The following is an 18,548-nucleotide window of genomic DNA, read 5'->3' as shown; positions in this document are numbered from 1 at the left end:
TCCGGACGACGCGCTCCGCTGACCGGCAGGTATGGACGCCCAAGGTCGGCCTCGGAACGGGTCAGCCGTCCGACCCGCCCGGCGGGCACGGGACGACATCCCCCTCCCCTACCGCGACGACCAGCTGGAACGGCAGCTCCCGGGCCTGCTGTCCCACCCCGATCCCGATCCACCGGCCGCCGGTCCACCAGACGTGCACCGACGTGGCGCACCCGCAGAGCGTCAGCAGCGGCTCCGGCACCGGCTCGCCCGCCGCGGAACGCTCCAGGTGCACACCGAGGTCGATGTGCTCCGGGCTCCCCCAGCGCCGCGAGAGCAGCAGGACCAGGGCCTCGCACTCCGCCGCGAACTGATCCCGCGCCTCGAGCCACCCGGTACCGTCGTCCTCCCAGAAGCCTTGGCTGCGGTGGAGTTCGGCCAGGTGGAAGCCGGGGCCGCCGACGGTCCCGCCGTGCCGGCCGGGCCGCCCGGGGAAGGGCTGCCGTCGCAGGCGGTCGATCGTGGCGAGCTGCTCCGCGGTGGTCATACCGTCAGTGAACCCCGGGGTCTGACAAGTGGGACGGCGGCCGCCCCACCTCGTATCCGCTGCGAGCCGGCGCCGTCAGGCGTCGCGGCGGTCCAGCATCCGCCACCCCGCCCAGACCGCGACCGCCGTCCACGCTGCCATGACCCCCGCCCCGCTCCATGCGCCCAGCGCGCCCTCCGGGACAGGATGCAGCATCTGCCACCCCGCCCGGTCCGGCAGGAACTGGGCGGCGTCACGGGTCGCCGAGAGGCTGCCCAGGACCGGCGAGACGACGAGGAAGAGCGGGGCGAGCAGGCCGAGCGCCCCCACCGAGCTGCGCAGAACCGTCGCGACCCCGGCGGACAGCACGGTCAGCAGCGCGAGGTAGAGACCGCAGCCGACGGCCGCGCGCAGGGCCCCGGGCGCGCCCGGCCCCACTCCGTGCTCGCCCAGCAGCGCCTGGCCGCCGAGCAGACAGCAGAATCCGGTGAGCAGGCCGACGGCGAGCGCCAGTCCCCCGGCCACCCCCAGCTTGCCGGCGTAGAGACGCCCCCGGCGGGGCACCGCGGTGAGGGAGATCCGGACGGAACCGGTGCCGTACTCCCCCGCCGTGCCGAGGACGCCGAAGCAGATGGCCGTGACCTGGCCGAAGTTGAGGCCGTAGAAGACGAACGAGACGGGTTCGAAGTCCGGTTCGGTGGCGTCCTCCGCGCCGCTGAGGGCACACACCAGCACGGTGATGGCGACGGTGACCACGAGGATCGAGGCGAGGCAGACGACGAGCGAGCGGACCGAGCGGATCTTCGTCCACTCGGAGCGGAGCACGGCGGTGAACACGGGTCAGACCTCCGGAGCGGGGACGGGTACGGATGCGGAAGCGGAAGCGGATGCGGATGCGGATGCGGCGAACTCGGTGGAGTCCGCGGTGAGCCGGAGGTACGCCTCCTCCAACGAGCCCTGCTCATCGACGAGTTCGAGAACGGTGGCGCCCTCCCGGGCGGCCAGCAGACCGATCTCCTCGGCACGCGCGCCCTCCACCGTCCACCGGCCGTCGGCCTCCCGGACCGGGCCGATCCCCTCTCGGGCGAGTGCCGCGCGGAGCAGCTCCGGGTCGCCGGTGCGGACCCGCACCCGGGGCCGGACCCGGGCGTCGACGAACTCCTGCGTCCCGGTGTCGGCGAGCAGCCGCCCGTGCCCGAGGACGACCAGATGGTCGGCGCTCAGGGCCGTCTCGGTCATCAGGTGGCTGGAGACGAGCACGGTCCGGCCCTCGTCCGCGAGGCGGCGCAGGAGGTTCCGCAGCCAGATGATGCCTTCCGGGTCGAGGCCGTTGGACGGTTCGTCCAGCATCAGCACCGGGGGGTCGCCGAGCAGGGTGGCCGCGATCCCCAGGCGCTGCCGCATCCCGAGGGAGAACGTCCGCACCCGGCGCTTCGCCGCCGTGGTCAGCCCGGCGTCCTCCAGCACCTCGTCCGCCCGGCGGTCCGGGATGCGGTTGCTGCGGGCGAGGACGAGCAGATGGTCGCGGGCGGTGCGCGCCGGGTGGGCGACCGTGGCGTCGAGCAGCGCCCCGACCTGCCGCAACGGCTCGTCGAACTCCTGATAGCGCCGGCCGCCGAGGGTGGCGGTTCCGGACGTGGGCCGGTCCAGTCCGAGCACCAGCCGCATCGTGGTGGACTTCCCCGCCCCGTTGGGGCCGAGGAAGCCGGTCACGCGCCCCGGGGCGACGGTGAAGCTCAGCCGGTCCACGGCCCGGGTCGTCCGGTACTCCTTGGTCAGCTCGTGTACGTCGATGGAGGTCATGGCCACCACGCTGCCGTCCGGCCGAGGGCGCCGGTTCCCCCGCCGGAGCGTTCCGGATCCCCCTCGCGGGGGAAGTGCGGGCGGCCCCCGCTTGGCACGATGTGGCACATGCCCGCCCTTCTGCTGCCCCTCACCCGCACGGTCACCTACACCCGTTGGCTGCACCTGCTGGTGGGCGCGCTGTTCGCGGCGGTGGTCGGCTTCGTGTACCCGGGGCTGAACGGCGTCCATCCGCACCAGTGGCTGCTGCTCCCGCTGGTGCCGGTGCCGCTGCTGGCCCTGGCGTCCCTGGTACCGGCGACCCGGCTGGCCGAGGGGGTGCAGGCCAAGGTGATGCTGCTGCCGGGGCCGCACGCGCGGCACCGCGAGGCCGGAGCGGCGCCGGCCGTCGCCGCCGCGCCGTCCGCGTCCTGGGGCGACCGGGGGCGGACCGCTCTCTGGCTGGTGCTGCGGCTCGAAGCGGGCCTCCTGGTGGCCTTCGGGTCCGTGCAGTTGCCGGGGCTGACGATCGCTCTGCTCACGTCGGCGGCGGGCGGGGACGGGGGCGGCAGCGGTCCGGTCCCGGCGGTGGCCGGGCACCACTGGTGGTACGCGCTGCTGGCACCGCTGCCGCTCGCCGTCCTCGCGGTGTGCGTCGTGGCGCTGGGCGGTCTGATGACGGCCGCCGCCCGGCGGCTGCTCGGCCCCTCGCCCGCCGAACGGCTGGCCGCGCTGGAGGAGCGCACGGAACGGCTGCTGGAGCACAACCGCCTCGCCCGCGAGTTGCACGACTCCATCGGGCACGCGCTGACCGTGGCCGTGGTGCAGGCCGGTGCCGCCCGGGCCGCGGGGTCCCCGGAGTTCACCGACCGCGCGCTTGCCGCCGTCGAGGAGACCGGGCGGCACGCGCTGGAGGACCTGGAGCGGGTACTGCGGCTGCTGCGGGAGGACTCCGGACGGCGCGCGGCGGACCGGCCCACGCTGGCCGACGCGGGACGGCTCCTGGAGTCGGCCCGGGCCTCGGGTGCCGCGGTGACCTGCGAGGTGACGGGCGCGGCGGCGGACGTCCCGGGCCCGGTCTCCCGGGAGGGCTACCGGATCGTGCAGGAGGCGCTGACCAACGCGCTGCGGCACGGGGGGTCTTCGGTGCGGATGTCGGTACGGATCGCCGTGTCCGGGCGGCAGGTGGAACTGGAGGTGCGCAATCCGGTCGACTCCGGAGCGTCCGGCCGGGACGCCGCGGGGATCACCGGCCGGGAAGCGGCCGCGGGACAGGGCGGCACCGCGGGCCGGGGCCTGCGTGGAATCCGCGAACGGGCCGCGCTGCTGGGCGGTTCGGCGGAGACCGGCCCCTGCGCTGACGGCTGGCGGGTGCGCGCCCGGCTGCCTTTCGACCACGTAGGGTGACCCCATGCCCATCACTGTCCTGCTCGTTGACGACGAGCCGCTCGTACGGGCCGGGTTGCGCGCGATCCTCGAGGCCCAGCCCGACATCGAGGTGGTGGGCGAGGCCGCCGACGGAGCGGCGGTGCTGCCGCTGGTGCGCAGCCTTGGGCCCGACGTGGTCGCGATGGACGTGCGGATGCCGCTGCTCGACGGGATCGAGGCGACCCGCTCCGTGCTGCGCGGCGTGCCCGCGCCGCCGAAGATCCTGGTCGTCACGACCTTCGAGAACGACGAGTACGTCTACGACGCCCTGCGCGCCGGCGCCGACGGCTTCCTGCTCAAGCGGGCACACCCGTCGGAAATCGTGCACGCGGTACGGCTGGTGGCGCAGGGCGAGTCGCTGCTCTTCCCCACCGCGCTGCGCGCCATGGCGGCGTCCCACGGCAACCCGCGGGCCCGGGAGGCGATGGAGCGGGCCGCGCTGACCGGGCGGGAGGGCGAGGTGCTGCGGCTGATGGCCCGGGGGCTGTCGAACGCCGAGATCGCCGCGGAGTTGGTGCTGGGCACGGAGACGGTCAAGTCCCATGTCAGCGCCGTTCTGGCGAAGTTGGGGGCCCGGGACCGCACCCAGGCGGTGATCGCCGCGTACGAATCGGGCTTCGTGTCCCCCGGATGACGCCCGGCCGCGCTCCCGGCCGCGGCGACGCCGGGGGCGGAACGCGCATCGGAGCGGCTCCCGTCGGTCCCGTACGGGTCAGGACGCTCGCCGCGCCACTGAGCAGCGGCTACGATCCCGGCACATCCCACAGGTCCAGCACCTCGCACAGGCCCGACCGTGCACAGGCCCGGTCCCGCACGGACTCGGCCTTGCATATACGTGCCACAACCCACAGGAGGGAGGCCCGCGTTGGGGCGCCTCACCGGCGGTGATCCTTCCCTGCTGCGCCGCATCAACTCCGCGGTGGTACTGCACGCGCTGCGGAACGGCGAGCCGGCCACCCTCGCCGACCTGGCCCGGCTCACCGGTCTGTCCCGGCCGACCGTCGAAGGGGTGGTCGACGGGCTCACCGGCACCGGCCTGGTGACGGAGGCGGCTCCCCCGGAGGAGCCGGTGCGCCGTCAGGGGCGGCCCGCCCGGCGCTTCCGCTTCCACGCGGAGGCCGGACATCTGCTCGGCATCGAGATCGGTCCGCGCCGGGTCGCGGCGCTGCTGGCGGATCTGAGCGGCCGGGTGACCGGCTCCGCGGCGCGCGAGGTGCCGGTCTCCGCACCGGCCGAGGAGCGCCTGGCGCAGGTGCGGGCGACCGTGTCCGGTCTGCTGCGCCGCGCCGGAGTGCCCCGTGGCTCCCTGCGGGCGGTGGGCGTGGGCTCGCCCGGCATCGTGGAGACCGGCGGCGGTGTGCGGCTGTGCACGGCGCTCCCCGGCTGGACGGGGCTGCCGCTCGGGCGGCGGCTGCGGCGGTCCTTCCGCTGCCCGGTGCTGGTGGAGAACGACGCCAACGCGGCCGCGGTCGCCGAGCACTGGCAGGGGGCCGGTACCGGCACCGACGACCTGGTGTTCGTGCTCGCCGGGCTCAGCCCCGGCGCGGGGTCGCTCATCGGCGGGCGGCTGCACCGCGGCCACGGAGGTGCGGCGGGAGAGATCGGGGCGCTGCACCTGCTCGGCCGGGAGGCCGCTCCGGAGGAGATGCTGTCGACCACCGGCACGCCGCTCCCCCCGCTCGACGAGGGCGCGGTGGCGCGGGTGTTCGAGCGTGCCGCGGCGGGTGACGCGCGGGCCCGGGAGGCCGTGGAACGGTTCCTCCGGCGCCTGGTCCACGATGTGGCGGCGCTGGTCCTGGCGCTCGACCCGGAGCGGGTGGTCGTCGGCGGCTGGGCGGCCGGGCTCGACGGCGTGCTGGAGCCGCTCCGCCGCGAACTGGGCCGCTACTGCCTGCGGCCCCCGCAGGTCGCACTGTCGCGACTGGGTGAGGCGGCGGTGGCGACGGGCGCACTGCGGCTGGCCCTGGACCATGTCGAGGAACAGCTCTTCGCGGTGCAGGCACCGGTGCCCGCGGAGTCCTGACCCCGCGGGGACGCCCGCCCGGCCGGGAACAGTCGTCAGGACACCCGCACGGCCGTCAGGACGCGCGGCGGTCCTCGTCCGCGTCGGCGATCTCCACCGCTCCGGTCCGGCCGAAGGTGAGCCGGCAGGTGTCGGCCCGGTACGTCGCCACGGCCACCGCGACGGTGCGGCCGGCCGCGAAGCAGCGGGTGGTGAGGACGAGTACGGGCGCGCCCGGCAGCCGGTCCAGCACCTTCGCCTCCTCTGCCCCGGCCGAGCCCAGCTCCACCGCCCGTTCCTGGCCCTCGAGGGCGTGGCTCCGCAGGTCCCGCAGGACCGCGCGGGCCCGGGCCGCTCCGGTGAGGCCGCCGGTGGCGGTGTGCCCCTGCACCGACCCGGCCGGGACGTAGAGGAGTTCGGCCGCGACCGGCTGCCCCTGCGTCACCCGGTTGCGCCGGACGATGTGCACCTGCTCCCCGGGGCCGGTGCCGAGCATCCGGGCCACGGCGGACGGCGGTGCGGCGTCCGTGCAGTCGACGGGCCGCCAGGCGTCATCGGAATCCGCACCCGGCCAGGTGTGCTCCTCGGTGCCGACCGCGACTCCCACCCGGGGCGGTGCCACGGTGGTGCCGACGCCGCGCCTCCGCTGCAGCCGGCCGTCGAGTTCGAGCTGTTCCAGCGCCTGGCGCAGGGTGGCCCGTGCGACACCGAACCGGGCCGCCAGCTCCCGCTCGTTGGGCAGCACCTCGCCCACCGCGAACTCCGAGTCCAGCGCCTCGCTGAGCACCGTCCTCAGGTGCCAGTACTTCGGCTCCGGCACGGATGCGAGCTGCGTCGTCCCCACCCTGTCCTCCGCCATTCCTGTCGCAATCCCGGTGTCCCCGGGGGAAGTTGTGCGCCCTTCTTTATGAAAGGTTCCTGCACTAACCGTGCGACCATAGGGCGGACCCCACCCTTGGTCAAGACCAATCCTCGATCCCGGGACACCCTCCTGCCGGGGCAACCGCACAGCCATCCCACGGTGTTCGCGCAGGCCGGGCGGGGCATGCGCGGAACCGGGCCGGGACCGCCGCCGGGACACCCGGCCCGGGCGGCTCAAGGGGTCACGGCGGACAGCTTGTCGGGGTTGCGCACGATGTAGACACAGGAGATCCGGCCGTCCTCGGTGACGTCCAGCGAGATGACGGTGTCCGGCCGCCCGGCCGAGAGGACCACCAGCGCGGGCACGCCGTTGATCTCCCGGATCCGTACCTCCGTCTCCGGGGGCGGCTGCCGGGTGACGGCGACCAGGAAGCGGCCGATCTTGTCGGCGGATTCGATGACGCGCAGCGGCGCCTTGGCCTTGCCGCCGCTGTCGCCCACCAGCCGGGCGTCGGGGGTCAGCAGCGCCAGCAGCGCCTCCAGGTCCCCGCCCGCGGCGGCGGCGATGAACCGCTCGGTGAGGTCGCGCTGCTCGGCCGGGTCCACGGGGTAGCGCGGCGGCCGTTCCGCCACGTGCCGGCGGGCCCTCACCGCCATCCGGCGGACGGCCGGCTCGCCGCGTTCGAGGATCCGGGCGATCTCGGCGAAGGGGAAGCCGAAGGCCTCGCGCAGCACGAACACGGCGCGTTCGAGCGGGGACAGGGACTCCAGGACGACGAGCACCGCCAGCGACACGGAATCGGTGAGCACCGCCCGTTCGGCCGCGTCCGGAACGGTGCCCGCGTAGTCGGTGGCGACCGGCTCCGGCAGCCACGGCCCCACATACGTCTCGCTCCGGGCCTTCACCTGGCGCAGCCGGTCGACGGCGAGCCGGGTGGTGATCCGGACGAGGTACGCGCGCGGTTCGCGCACGTCCCCCCGGTCGGCGCCGGACCAGCGCAGCCACGCCTCCTGGACCACGTCCTCGGCATCGGCCACCCGGCCGAGCATGCGGTAGGCGACACCGGTCAGGACGGGCCGGTGCTCCTCGAAAACATCGGTCGCGCCATCGGTGCCCACCCGTTCATCCCACCCGAACGAACGCGGCCGTGTCCAGCGGTGATCGGTGTGCGGCCCAGCACAATGGGCCCGGGCCGCCGGCGGGCGGCGGCCGGTGACGGGAGGTGCTGTGAAGTACGGCGTACTGGGCACGGGCGACGTGGGCCGCACCCTCGCGGGCAGGCTCGTGGAGCTCGGCCACGAGGTGGTCCTCGGCTCCCGCAGCCCGGACAACGAACGGGCCCTGGCCTGGGCCGCGGAGGCCGGTCCGCGGGCCGCCGCCGGGACCTTCGCGGACGCCGCGGCTTTCGGCGAGGCGGTGCTGAACGGGGTCAACGGGCGGGCGGCGCTCCCCGCGCTCGACGCCGCGGGGGTGCGGAACCTCGACGGCAAGCTGCTGGTCGACGTGTGCAATCCGCTGGCCTTCGAGGAGGGCCGGCTGCGGCTGTCCCCGGTGGAGAACGACAGCGTCGGCGCCCAGATCCAGCGGGCCTTCCCCGGCGCGCGGGTCGTCAAGGCGCTCAACACCGTCAACTGCCAGGTGATGGTGGACCCCGGCCTGGTGCCGGGCGACCACCAGCTCTTCATCTGCGGGGACGACACGGACGCGAAGGCGCGGGCCGTGGCGCTGGTGGGCGAGTTCGGCTGGCCGCCGGAGCGGGTGATCGACCTGGGCGGGATCGAGGCGGCGCGCTGCACCGAGATGCTGATGCCGTTCTGGATCACCCTGATGCAGCAGTTCGGGCATGCGCAGTTCAACTACGAGATCCGGCAGGGCGTTCCCTCTTGAACTCCCGGCTACTGGCCGGTAATCCTTGCTGACACCGCGTCTCATCGCATCGACGTCCGTTGACGAGGAGCTCCCCCATGCCCACAACGGCGGCCACGGTCTCCGTCCCGCTCGCCCCCTCCCTCGGAGGGCACCGGGTGCCCGTCGTCTACGAGCGGCGCGGCAGCGGCGAGCCGCTGCTGCTCCTGCACGGCATCGGCCACCACCGCCAGGCGTGGGACCCGGTGCTGGACGTCCTCGCCACGGAACGGGACGTCTTCGCGGTGGACCTGCCCGGGTTCGGGGAGTCCCCGGCACTGCCGGAGGGCGTGCCGTACGACCTGGAGACCGTGGTCCCCGTCCTCGGCGCGCTCTGCGAGGCGCTGGGCCTGGACCGGCCGCACGTGGCGGGGAACTCCCTCGGCGGACTGCTGGCCCTGTGCATGGGCCGCGAGAAGCTGGTCCGCTCGGTGACCGCGCTCTCCCCCGGCGGATTCTGGACGGAGGCCGAGCGCCGCTACGCGTTCGGCCTGCTGCGCGGCATGCGCCTGGGGGCACGGGCGCTCCCGACGCCGGCCGTCGAGCGGCTGTCCCGCACGACCGCCGGACGGGCCCTGCTGGTCAGCTCCATCTACGCCCGCCCCGGACGGCGTTCCCCGCAGGGCGCGGCGGCCGAGACCCGGGCGCTGCGGGAGTCGACCGGCTTCCGCCCCACCCTCGAGGCCGGCCGCCATGTGCTGTTCGACGACGACATCCCCGGTCTGCCCGTCACCGTCGCCTGGGGCACCCGCGACCTGATGCTGCTGCGCCGGCAGGGCATCCGGGCCAAGCACGCCATCCCCGGCGCGCGCCTGATCCGTCTTCCGGGCTGCGGCCACGTCCCGATGAGCGACGATCCGGCGCTGGTCGCCCGGGTCGTGCTGGACGGCAGCCTCCCCGTCGCCGATGCCGGGCAGCGGCCCGCGGAGCGGACGGAGCCCGTGGAGCGGGTGGCCGACTGAGGCGCGTGAGGCCGTTCCCGGGGCACCGTGTCCGAGGCGGTGCCGGCCGCTGATCCCCACGAGTGGCGGTGGCGCAGGCGTTCCTGATGAAGTGGCGGATGCCGTCGGCGCGCCAGTGCGGGCCGCGGCGCACCGACCCCGCGCACCCGGACCCGAGGACCGACCCCGCCATGACGCAGACCACGCCCGCCGCATCCCGGCCGGACAGCGACGGCGGCACATCCGCCACCCTGCCTCCGCGCACCCCCCGGGGCGTCGCGTGGCGTGCGGCCGTGGTGCTCGTGGTCGCGGCGTGCGGCATCACGGTGGGGGGCTGGTGCGGGGGCCTGCTGATGCGGTTCGAGAACGAGTTCGCGACCGGGCCGGCCTTCGTCGCCGCTCTGCCCGCGGCAGTCCTGGCCGGGAGGTGGCTGCGGGCCGGGAACGGCTTTCTGTCCGGTGCCCTGCTGGGGCAGCTCCTCGCCGCCCTGGCCGTGGCCGAGCTCCTCCACAGCCACCTGGTGTCAGCGGCCCCGCCCTATCTGCAGGACAGCGGCTGGGCACGGTTCGAGGGGTCGCTGGCCGCCGTGGGAACGGCCGTGATCCTGGTCTCCGTGGTCTGGGGCGCGATCAGCGGCTACCGGCGGCCGCGCGACCCCGCAGCGGGGCAGGCGCGGCGGGCCGGGGCCTGAGCGGGGCGCCCGGATGCGGCGTCAGACGTTCGACCAGGTCCGGGTGGAGAGCACCAGGCGGTAGCCGTCGGGGTCCTCGACGGTGACGCCCCACTCCTCCCAGTACGGATTGCGGGCCAGCACCCGGCGGCCTCCGTGGGCCTCCAGCCGTTCGACGAGCTCGCCGGGGACCTTCGTGCCCAGGTAGATCACCAGCAGGTCCTCGGCCGTCGGCCGGGGGACCACCGGGTCGTGGGCGTCGTGCACCAGCTCCAGGTGCCAGGCGGCCTCCGGCCGGCCGACCATCAGCAGGGCGTGCTCCCCGGGCGGCGCGCCGGGGGCGGGCTCGTGGCGGAAGAGGACCGTCAGGCCCAGTCCGCCGCACCAGAAGCGCTCCGCGGCGGCGAGGCCCAGCGTCGGCCGGGCGATGCGGATGTGTGCGTCCGGGGTCATCGGTGCTCCTCTGGTACGGGTCCGCGGGTGATACGGATGCGCGAGTGGTACGGGTCCGCGGGCGCCGCGGACTCCCCTGGTGACGGTAGCCCCGGTGATCACCGGGCGCGATCGGCCGGCGGACCGGCGTCCGGGGCCGGAAGACGGAGACCGGGAGACGGGGGCCGGGCTCCGTCCGCGGACCTGCGACCGCCGGGCTCGCGGCCCTTCCGGTGAACGGGCGGTGCGTCATGGCCCTTCCGGTGACAGGGGGGTGAGTAATTCACTGGGCGTTCGGTTCGGCGGCACCTCGCACCGGTGACAACGGACGACACTGCGGTCAGTCGGGCAACGTGAGCAACGGGAGGTCCTCCATGGCACAGGTATCCGGGCACGGCGTCGGGCGGCGGTCGCTGCTGCGGGGCGGAGCCGCGGCGCTCGCCCTGCCGTCCCTGGCGGCGGCCGGGGCGGGGACGGCGCGGGCCGTGCCCCGGACCGCGCCCGCCCAGTCCCTCGGCGGCCGGCCGGCCGCGCGGTGGGGCGTGCAGACCGGGGACGTCACCACCTCCTCGGGCCTGGTCTGGGTGCGCTCCGACCGCCCGGCCCGGATGATCGTGGAGGCCTCGGCCACCGAAACGTTCCGCTCGGTGCGGCGGTACCCCGGGCCGTTGGTCGGTCCGGACACGGACTGCACCGGAACCACGGCGCTGCACGGGCTGCCGCCGGGCGAGCAGGTGCACTACCGCGTGGTGCTGGCCGATCCGGACGACCCGCGGCGCACCGGTGAGCCGGTGTACGGCACCTTCCGTACGGCGCCCGTGCGGCGGCGGGACGGGGTGCGGTTCCTGTGGTCCGGCGATCTCGCCGGGCAGGGGTGGGGGATCAACCCGGACCGCGGCGGCTTCCCGATCTTCGAGGAGATGCGCCGCCGGAATCCGGACTTCTTCCTGTGCAGCGGCGACTCCATCTACGCCGACGGTCCGATCGCCCCGAGCGTCACCCTGCCGGACGGCCGGACCTGGCGGAATGTCACCACCGAGGAGAAGGCGAAGGTCGCCGAGACGCTGGCGGAGTTCCGCGGGAACTTCCGCTACAACCTGCTCGACGAGCAGCTGCGCCGCTTCCACGCCCAGGTGCCGGGCATCGTGCAGTGGGACGACCACGAGGTGCTCAACAACTGGTACCCGGGCGAGATCCTGGACGACGCCCGCTACACCGAGAAGCGGGTCGATGTGCTGGCGGCCCGCGCGCTGCGGGCGTTCGGCGAGTACACCCCGGTCCGGACGCTGCGGGCGAACGGCGAGGGCCGGGTCCACCGGGTGGTGCGGCACGGACCGCTGCTGGATGTGTTCGTGCTGGACATGCGGACGTACCGGAACGCCAATTCGCCCGGCCGACAGCCGGCGGACGACCGGGGGATCCTCGGCGCGGAACAGCTGGCCTGGCTGAAGCGGGAGCTCTCCCGCTCCCGGGCGGTGTGGAAGGTGATCGCCGCCGACATGCCGCTGGGCCTGGTGGTCCCGGACGGCCGGACGGACTACGAGGCGGTCGCGCAGGCCGACCCCGGCGCACCGCTGGGGCGGGAGCTGCAGATCGCCGAGCTGCTGCGGTACATCAAGGCGCGGCGGATCACCGGCACGGTCTGGCTGACGGCGGACGTGCACTACACCTCGGCCCAGCACTACGCCCCGTCCCGGGCGGCGTTCCAGGACTTCGCGCCGTTCTGGGAGTTCGTGTCGGGTCCGCTCAACGCGGGCGGCTTCCCCGCGCTGAAGCTGGACGGCACGTTCGGTCCGGAGCAGGCCTTCGTGAAGGCGCCGACGCGGGCGAACGTCTCACCGCTGGACGGCGGGCAGTACTACGGCGAGGCCGAGATCGACGGGGACAGCGGGGAGCTGACGGTGCGGCTGTGCGAGGAGGGCGGCACGGTGCTGTTCACCAAGGTGCTCCGGCCGGGGCGCGTGGGGCAGTGATCCGGCGGTCCGCGCGGGCGGCCGGCCGGGGCCGTCCGTCGCGGGCCCGGCGGTCGCGGGCCCGGCGGTCGCGGGCCCGGCGCCGGGCGGTTCCGCGTCCCGGCCGAAGGGGTCACGGCTCGTCGGGGGCACCTCACCCCCCTCGGTGAACCATCAAGAAATGGCTGAAACCAGGCAGTAGTCGATCAATTGTGCCCTTAACCCATCGGTCACAAAGCGTTCGTGATCACGCAACACCGGTCCGGCAGGGTGGCTGCATGACTGACGTGAATCCCGCGAAGCACACCCGCCGCCCGCACCACTGGCGGCGGGACCTCGTCGAACTGGCCGCCCTCTTCACCGCCGTCGCGGTTGCCGACGCGGTCGCCAATACGGTCGCCCACGCCCCCAGGGGCCCGGTCCTGCTGGTCGCCTCGGCCGTGGCCCTGGCCGCCACGGCGGGCTTCCACACCTGGTGGGCACGCCGGCACAGCCATGCCCCGCCCGGCACCGGGACGCGGAGCGATACCGGTGCCGCGACGCCCCCCGGCGCCGCGGCGCCGGAGCCCGGGTCCGGCGCCACGGCCCTGTGGCGCGTGCGCACGACCGTACGGGACGAGCCGGGCAGCCTCGCCGAGCTGTGCACCGCTCTGGCCCGGCACCGGGTTGACATCCTGACGCTCCAGACCCACCCGCTGTCCGACGGCACGGTCGACGAGTTCCTGCTGCGCGCCCCGGCGGCGCTGCCGCCCGCGGAGCTCACCCGGGAGATCGCCGCGGCCGGCGGCAGCGGCACCTGGGTCGAGCGGGCGGACGCCCACGACCTGGTCGACACGCCGACCCGGGTGCTCAACCTCGCCACCCGCACCGCCCTGGACGCGGCCGAGCTGCCGCTCGCGCTGCGGCAGTTGCTGGGCCGCTGCACCATCCACTCGCTGCCCGCCCGGACACTGACCGGGCAGCGTCTCGCCGACCCGGTGCCCGAGGAGGGCGTCCTGGAGGACACCGTGCTGCGGCTCCGTGACCCCTCCGGCGGGTCCATCACCGTCGAGCGGCCGTATCTGCCGTTCACACCCACCGAGTTCGCCCGCGCCCGGGCCCTGGTGGAGCTGGACGCCCGGCTCGGCCCGCGGGTGCCCGGCAGCCGGGACGTGCTGACCCTTCCGGAGGGCAACGAGATCACCGTGCGGCGGGCCGGGAGCACCGATCTGGCCGCCGCCCGCGAGATGCACGACCGCTGCTCGCAGCGGACCCTGAGCCTGCGCTACCACGGTCCGGTCGGCGACGCGGACCGGTATCTCGACCACCTGCTCAGCCCCCGGTACGGCCGCACCCTGGCGGCCCGGACCGCGTCCGGCCGGCTGGTCGCCCTCGGACACCTGCTCTGGGACGGCGACGAGACCGAGGTGGCGCTGCTCGTCGAGGACGACTGGCAGCGCCGCGGCATCGGCGCGGAGCTGCTGCGCCGGCTGGTCGCGCTCGCCGGAGAGGCGGGCTGCGACAGCGTCTACGCCGTCACGCAGGCGGCGAACACCGGAATGGTCGCCGCCATGCGCGGTCTCGGCCTCCCCCTCGACTACCAGATCGAGGAGGGCACGCTGGTGATCACCGCACGGCTGGATCCGGCACCGGTGCGTCCGCGCCCCGTGCAGGAGCCGGCCGAGCGCTGAGCGGCGCGCCCAGAGCGGCGTCGAGGTCCTGCCACAGGTCCTCGACGTCCTCCAGGCCCACCGACATCCGCAGCAGCCGGTCGGAGACTCCGGAGGACCGGCGGTCGTCCGCGTCCACGATCCGGTGGCTGATGGACGCCGGGTGCTGGATCAGGCTGTCGACGCTGCCGAGGCTGACCGCGGGGGTGATCAGCCGTACCCCGGCGATCACCTCGTGCGGATCCCCCTCGACCTCGAAGGCCACCATCGCGCCGCCCAGCTTCGGGTAGTGGACCCGGGTCACCCGCGGGTCACCGGCCAGCCGCTCGGCGAGCAGGGCCGCGGTCGCCGAGGCGGCCCGCACCCGTACCGGCAGGGTGGCGAGCCCACGGAGCAGGAGATAGCCCGCGAGCGGGTGGAGCACTCCGCCGGTGGCGAAGCGGACCTGCCGCAGCTTCCGGGCGAACTCCTCGTCGCAGGCCACGACACCGCCGAGCACGTCCCCGTGGCCGCCGAGGTACTTCGTCGCGCTGTGCAGCACGATCCGCGCCCCGTGCTCGGCCGGCCGCTGGAGCACCGGGGTGGCGAAGGTGTTGTCGGCCAGCAGCGGCACCTCGCCGCAGGCGCGGGCGACGGCCCCGAGGTCGACCTCGGCGAGGGTGGGGTTGGCCGGGGACTCCACCATGACCAGACCGGTGTCGGGGCGTATGGCGCCGGCGATGCCGTCCGGGTCCACCCAGGTGACCTCGCTGCCGAGCAGGCCCGCGGTGAGCAGATGGTCGCTGCACCCGTAGAGCGGGCGGACGGCGACGACGTGCCGGAGCCCCATGCTGCTCCGGACCAGCAGACAGGCGGTGAGCGCGGCCATGCCACTGGCGAAGGCGACCGCGCTCTCGGTGCCCTCCAGGCGGGCGAGGGCCGTCTCGAAGCGTGCGGTGGTGGGGTTGTCGAGCCGGGAGTAGACGGGCGGGCCGTCCGGCTGCGCCCCGGTGGCGGCGAACGCGTCGATCCGCGCGGCCTCCGCCCGGCTGTCCCGGGACGGGTATGTCGTGGACAGGTCCAGCGGCGGCGCGTGCAGACCGAGGTCCGCGAGGTCCTCACGGCCGGCGTGCACGGCCTCGGTGCTGAGCGAACGGGGTGGTGTCGCGGCAGTCGTCTCCATGACCCGATGCTGAACGCTGACCGGGATCTGGCAGAAAATCGCCGTGCTATGTTCGGCAGATGGCCGATTCCATCCCTTTGGATCCGGTGGATCTGCAAATTCTGCGGCTCCTGCAGAACGACGCCCGGACCACCTACCGGGACCTCGCCACAGAAGTGGGCGTAGCGCCGTCGACCTGTCTGGACCGGGTGACCCGGCTGCGGCGGTCCGGGGTGATCCTCCGGAACGAGCTCCGGCTCGACCCCGCGAAGCTGGGCCGGGGGCTGGAGGCCCTGCTGCTGGTGCAGGTCCGCCCGCACCGCCGGGAACTGATCGGCCCCTTCGTCGAACGGGTGCGGGCACTGCCCGAGTCCCGCGCGCTGTTCCACCTGACCGGACCGGACGACTACCTGGTCCACGTGGCGGTCACCGGCACCGCCGACCTCCAGCGGCTGGTCCTGGACGAGTTCACCTCCCGGCGCGAGGTCGCCCGGGTCGAGACGCGGCTGATCTTCCAGCAGTGGGAGTGCGGGCCACTGCTGCCTCCGGCACCGCAGGCGTGACCCACCACTGGAGTCCGCTCCACCCGCCCGGCCCGGGGCCCGGGTGCGCAGCCACGCGTGCCTCTCCGCACAGGGCGGGCCGAGGCACCGGACCGGGCCGCCCGGAGTGTCCGCGAGACCGCCGCGGGAAGGCGGATCATGACCCCGACCGGTAGTGACGCGGCGCCCGACCGCGTACGAGGATGGAGCCCATGTCCGACATCAACAGCAGCCCGTTGCCGCGTCAGGTCGCCGACGCCTACGTCGACGCCCTCATCGAACTCGACCCGATCACCGGCACCTACCTGGGTGTGGCCGCATCGTCCGGCAGGCTCCCCGACTTCTCCCCCGCGGGGCAGCAGGCACTCGCCGACCTGGCCCGCGACACCCTGGAGCGGCTGACCGAGGCGGAGGCCCGGCCGGGCGCCGACACCGACGCCGAGCGCCGCTGCGCCCGGCTGCTGCGGGAGCGGCTGACCGCCGAACTCGCGGTGCACGACGCCCAGGAGGGACTGCGCGCCGTCAGCAACATCCACTCCCCCGTGCACGCCCTGCGCACGGTGCTGACCGTGACACCGACCGGGACCACCGAGGAGTGGGCCGCCGTCGTCCAGCGGCTGCAGGCGGTGCCCGCCGCCCTGGACGGCTACCGCGCCTCGCTCGCCGAGGGGCTCGACCGCAAGCTGCCCGCCGGGCCGCGTCAGGTGGCGACCTTCATCGAGCAGCTGGACGACTGGGTCGGCAAGGACCGCAGCTGGTTCGCGGAGTTCACCGCCGACGGCCCGAAGGAGCTGCGCACCGAGCTCGACATGGCGGCCGCCACGGCGACCGCGGCCTTCGCGGACCTGCGGGACTGGCTGCGGGACAGCTACGCCCCGGCGGTCGAGGGCAGCCCGGACACGGTGGGCCGGGAGCGCTACGCCCGCTGGTCGCGGTACTGGAACGGCACCGACCTCGACCTCGACGAGGCCTACGCGTACGGCTGGTCGGAGTACCACCGGCTGCTCGCCGAGATGCGCGCCGAGGCGGAGAAGGTCCTGCCGGGCGCGACCACGCCGTGGGCGGCCATCGCCCACCTCGACGAGCACGGCACGCACATCGAGGGCGTCGAGGAGGTCCGGGTCTGGCTCCAGGGGCTGATGGACGAGGCCATCGACCAGCTGGACGGCACCCACTTCGAACTCGCCGAGCGGGTCCGGAAGGTGGAGTCGCGCATCGCCCCGCCCGGCAGCGCCGCCGCGCCGTACTACACGCAGCCGTCGGTCGACTTCTCCCGGCCGGGCATCACCTGGCTGCCCACCCTGGGCGAGACCCGGTTCCCGGTCTACGACCTGGTGTCCACCTGGTACCACGAGGGCGTCCCGGGGCATCACCTCCAGCTCGCCCAGTGGGCCCATGTCGCCGACCGGCTCTCCCGGTACCAGGCGACGGTCGGCATGGTGAGCGCGAACGCCGAGGGCTGGGCGCTCTACGCGGAACGGCTCATGGACGAGCTGGGCTTCCTCCGCGACGCCGAGCAGCGGCTGGGCTATCTGGACGCCCAGATGATGAGGGCCCTGCGGGTGATCGTCGACATCGGTATGCACCTGGAGCTGGAGATTCCCGCGGACTCCCCGTTCCACCCCGGTGAGCGCTGGACGCCCGAGCTGGCACGGGAGTTTTTCGGTCTGCACAACGGCCGCCCGGCGGACTTCCTGGACAGCGAGCTCATCCGCTACCTGGGCATGCCGGGCCAGGCCATCGGCTACAAGCTCGGCGAGCGCGCCTGGCTCACCGGCCGCGAGGCCGCCCGGGCGGCGCACGGCGATGCCTTCGACGCCAAGCAGTGGCACATGGCGGCGCTGTCGCTGGGCTCGCTGGGCCTGGACGACCTGGTGGACGAGCTGTCCCGGCTCTGATCACCGGAGCCCGGCCCTGTCGGCGGCCGGTCCCGGGCGTGTGTGCCCGGGACCGCGGCGCTCCCCGTCTCCCCGTCTCCCCGGGCGACCGCACGACGCCTCCGGTACCCGGGGAAACCTTTCCCACCTGCATCGCTGCGCGAGCCGGTACCGGAGCAGTACCGTAGCGCCATGCCCGCTCTGAACATTGATTTCAGCGACGAAGAGCTGAGCGAGCTCCGCGAGGCGGCGAAGGAGCGAGGGGTCACGCTCAAGGCCCTGGTGCGCGAGGCCGTCACCGACGACCTCGCCCAGCGACGTGCCATGGCCGAGGCGTCCCAGGTGTTCCGGTCCTTCGTCCGGGAGAACGCCGACGCGTTCGACGCGGCGTTCCCGGACGACGCCCCGGCGGAGCGGCGGAACCGGAGCGGGAGCGTCTGACAGGTGGATCTGCACATCGACATCCGCTGGCTGCTGGCCCGCCAGACGGAGATCCTGCCCGGCGACCCCGGAGTCGACGACTACTCCTCCCTGGTGGCGGCCGTGGCCCGGCACCGGGTGAACACGCCCCGGTTAGGGGAGGAGGCCGACGCCGCCTGGCGGGCGGCGTCGCTGCTGCACACGCTGGTGCAGCTGCGCCCGCTGCCCTCCCGCAACGCCCTGTTCGCCTGCGGTGTCGCCGTGGCCTACATGCACGCCTCGCACGAGGGCATCGACCCTCCGTACGGAGCGCTCATCGAGCTGGTCAAGGACCTGCAGTCCGGTGAGTCGACGGTCTACGACGCGGCGGGGCGGATCCGGTCCTGGCGGATTTGAACCGCCCGGGCCGAGGCACGGGAAGGCCGTCGCGCGACAGCGC

19 protein-coding genes are annotated in these 18,548 nt (G+C 74.5%); 12 read left to right on the top strand and 7 right to left on the bottom strand.

Annotated features, from left to right (window positions below; genetic code table 11):
* Positions 1-61: 61 nt before the first annotated feature.
* From ACFYYR_RS15290 to ACFYYR_RS15280, 3 genes are all read right to left on the bottom strand, one after another.
* The gene (locus tag ACFYYR_RS15290; protein WP_388852200.1) at positions 62-526 is read right to left on the bottom strand and encodes a hypothetical protein; all 465 of its coding nucleotides are present in this window, start codon (positions 524-526) and stop codon (positions 62-64) included.
* A 75-nt stretch (positions 527-601) separates the two neighbouring features.
* Positions 602-1,342: an ABC transporter permease gene (locus tag ACFYYR_RS15285; RefSeq protein WP_388852197.1), complete on the bottom strand. Its 741-nt coding sequence runs from the start codon at positions 1,340-1,342 to the stop codon at positions 602-604.
* A 3-nt stretch (positions 1,343-1,345) separates the two neighbouring features.
* A complete protein-coding gene (locus tag ACFYYR_RS15280; protein WP_388852194.1) occupies positions 1,346-2,308 on the bottom strand; it encodes an ATP-binding cassette domain-containing protein in 963 nt (320 codons plus the stop codon).
* 108 nt (positions 2,309-2,416) lie between these two features.
* Here ACFYYR_RS15280 and ACFYYR_RS15275 point away from each other — a divergent pair, with 108 nt between their 5' ends.
* The 3 genes from ACFYYR_RS15275 to ACFYYR_RS15265 all read left to right on the top strand — a co-directional run bounded on the left by ACFYYR_RS15275 (position 2,417) and on the right by ACFYYR_RS15265 (position 5,738).
* Positions 2,417-3,694: a sensor histidine kinase gene (locus ACFYYR_RS15275; protein ID WP_388852191.1), complete on the top strand. Its 1,278-nt coding sequence runs from the start codon at positions 2,417-2,419 to the stop codon at positions 3,692-3,694.
* Between the two features lie 4 nt (positions 3,695-3,698).
* Positions 3,699-4,349 (top strand): response regulator, encoded by a 651-nt coding sequence (locus tag ACFYYR_RS15270; RefSeq protein WP_388852188.1) that lies wholly within the window; start codon positions 3,699-3,701, stop codon positions 4,347-4,349.
* A gap of 231 nt (positions 4,350-4,580) precedes the next feature.
* A complete protein-coding gene (locus tag ACFYYR_RS15265; protein WP_388852185.1) occupies positions 4,581-5,738 on the top strand; it encodes an ROK family transcriptional regulator in 1,158 nt (385 codons plus the stop codon).
* Positions 5,739-5,793: 55 nt separating this feature from the next.
* Here ACFYYR_RS15265 and ACFYYR_RS15260 read toward each other — a convergent pair whose 3' ends face one another.
* Both ACFYYR_RS15260 and ACFYYR_RS15255 read right to left on the bottom strand, forming a co-directional pair.
* A complete protein-coding gene (locus ACFYYR_RS15260) occupies positions 5,794-6,561 on the bottom strand; it encodes a GntR family transcriptional regulator (protein ID WP_388852182.1) in 768 nt (255 codons plus the stop codon).
* Between the two features lie 251 nt (positions 6,562-6,812).
* Positions 6,813-7,697 carry an RNA polymerase sigma-70 factor gene (locus ACFYYR_RS15255; protein WP_388852179.1) on the bottom strand — a complete coding sequence of 295 codons (885 nt, stop codon included), beginning with the start codon at positions 7,695-7,697 and terminating at the stop codon, positions 6,813-6,815.
* A 109-nt stretch (positions 7,698-7,806) separates the two neighbouring features.
* Here ACFYYR_RS15255 and ACFYYR_RS15250 point away from each other — a divergent pair, with 109 nt between their 5' ends.
* The 3 genes from ACFYYR_RS15250 (at position 7,807) to ACFYYR_RS15240 (ending at position 10,117) form a co-directional block, all read left to right on the top strand.
* The gene (locus tag ACFYYR_RS15250; protein ID WP_388852176.1) at positions 7,807-8,466 is read left to right on the top strand and encodes an NADPH-dependent F420 reductase; all 660 of its coding nucleotides are present in this window, start codon (positions 7,807-7,809) and stop codon (positions 8,464-8,466) included.
* Between the two features lie 77 nt (positions 8,467-8,543).
* Positions 8,544-9,446 carry an alpha/beta fold hydrolase gene (locus ACFYYR_RS15245; protein WP_388852173.1) on the top strand — a complete coding sequence of 301 codons (903 nt, stop codon included), beginning with the start codon at positions 8,544-8,546 and terminating at the stop codon, positions 9,444-9,446.
* A 170-nt stretch (positions 9,447-9,616) separates the two neighbouring features.
* Positions 9,617-10,117, top strand: coding sequence for a hypothetical protein (locus ACFYYR_RS15240; RefSeq protein WP_388852170.1), 501 nt, complete (start codon positions 9,617-9,619; stop codon positions 10,115-10,117).
* Between the two features lie 21 nt (positions 10,118-10,138).
* Here the strand turns inward: ACFYYR_RS15240 and ACFYYR_RS15235 are convergent, their stop codons facing one another.
* Positions 10,139-10,549 carry a VOC family protein gene (locus ACFYYR_RS15235; RefSeq protein WP_388852168.1) on the bottom strand — a complete coding sequence of 137 codons (411 nt, stop codon included), beginning with the start codon at positions 10,547-10,549 and terminating at the stop codon, positions 10,139-10,141.
* Positions 10,550-10,902: 353 nt separating this feature from the next.
* On the opposite strand from ACFYYR_RS15235, the gene ACFYYR_RS15230 reads away from it, so the two are divergent.
* Together ACFYYR_RS15230 and ACFYYR_RS15225 are read left to right on the top strand one after the other, a co-directional pair.
* Positions 10,903-12,501, top strand: coding sequence for an alkaline phosphatase D family protein (locus tag ACFYYR_RS15230; protein ID WP_388852165.1), 1,599 nt, complete (start codon positions 10,903-10,905; stop codon positions 12,499-12,501).
* A gap of 257 nt (positions 12,502-12,758) precedes the next feature.
* A complete protein-coding gene (locus ACFYYR_RS15225; protein ID WP_388852162.1) occupies positions 12,759-14,150 on the top strand; it encodes a GNAT family N-acetyltransferase in 1,392 nt (463 codons plus the stop codon).
* On the opposite strand, the gene ACFYYR_RS15220 is transcribed toward ACFYYR_RS15225, so the two are convergent.
* Entirely contained in the window at positions 14,086-15,291 is a 1,206-nt protein-coding gene (locus ACFYYR_RS15220) for a trans-sulfuration enzyme family protein (RefSeq protein ID WP_388852159.1), read from the bottom strand. The genes ACFYYR_RS15225 and ACFYYR_RS15220 overlap by 65 nt on opposite strands.
* A 59-nt stretch (positions 15,292-15,350) precedes the next feature.
* Between ACFYYR_RS15220 and ACFYYR_RS15215 the strand changes: the two genes are divergently transcribed.
* The 4 genes from ACFYYR_RS15215 (at position 15,351) to ACFYYR_RS15200 (ending at position 18,505) form a co-directional block, all read left to right on the top strand.
* Entirely contained in the window at positions 15,351-15,833 is a 483-nt protein-coding gene (locus tag ACFYYR_RS15215; RefSeq protein ID WP_388852156.1) for an Lrp/AsnC family transcriptional regulator, read from the top strand.
* A 191-nt stretch (positions 15,834-16,024) separates the two neighbouring features.
* A complete protein-coding gene (locus ACFYYR_RS15210) occupies positions 16,025-17,710 on the top strand; it encodes a DUF885 domain-containing protein (protein WP_388852153.1) in 1,686 nt (561 codons plus the stop codon).
* Between the two features lie 171 nt (positions 17,711-17,881).
* Positions 17,882-18,130: a hypothetical protein gene (locus ACFYYR_RS15205; protein ID WP_351510841.1), complete on the top strand. Its 249-nt coding sequence runs from the start codon at positions 17,882-17,884 to the stop codon at positions 18,128-18,130.
* Between the two features lie 3 nt (positions 18,131-18,133).
* Entirely contained in the window at positions 18,134-18,505 is a 372-nt protein-coding gene (locus ACFYYR_RS15200; RefSeq protein ID WP_388852150.1) for a toxin Doc, read from the top strand.
* Positions 18,506-18,548: the final 43 nt, after the last annotated feature.

Source organism: Streptomyces sp. NPDC001922 (assembly GCF_042891165.1).
GTDB lineage: Bacteria > Actinomycetota > Actinomycetes > Streptomycetales > Streptomycetaceae > Streptomyces.
The sequence above is the reverse complement of the archived record's forward strand: the minus strand, read 5'-3'. Positions and strand labels throughout refer to the sequence as shown.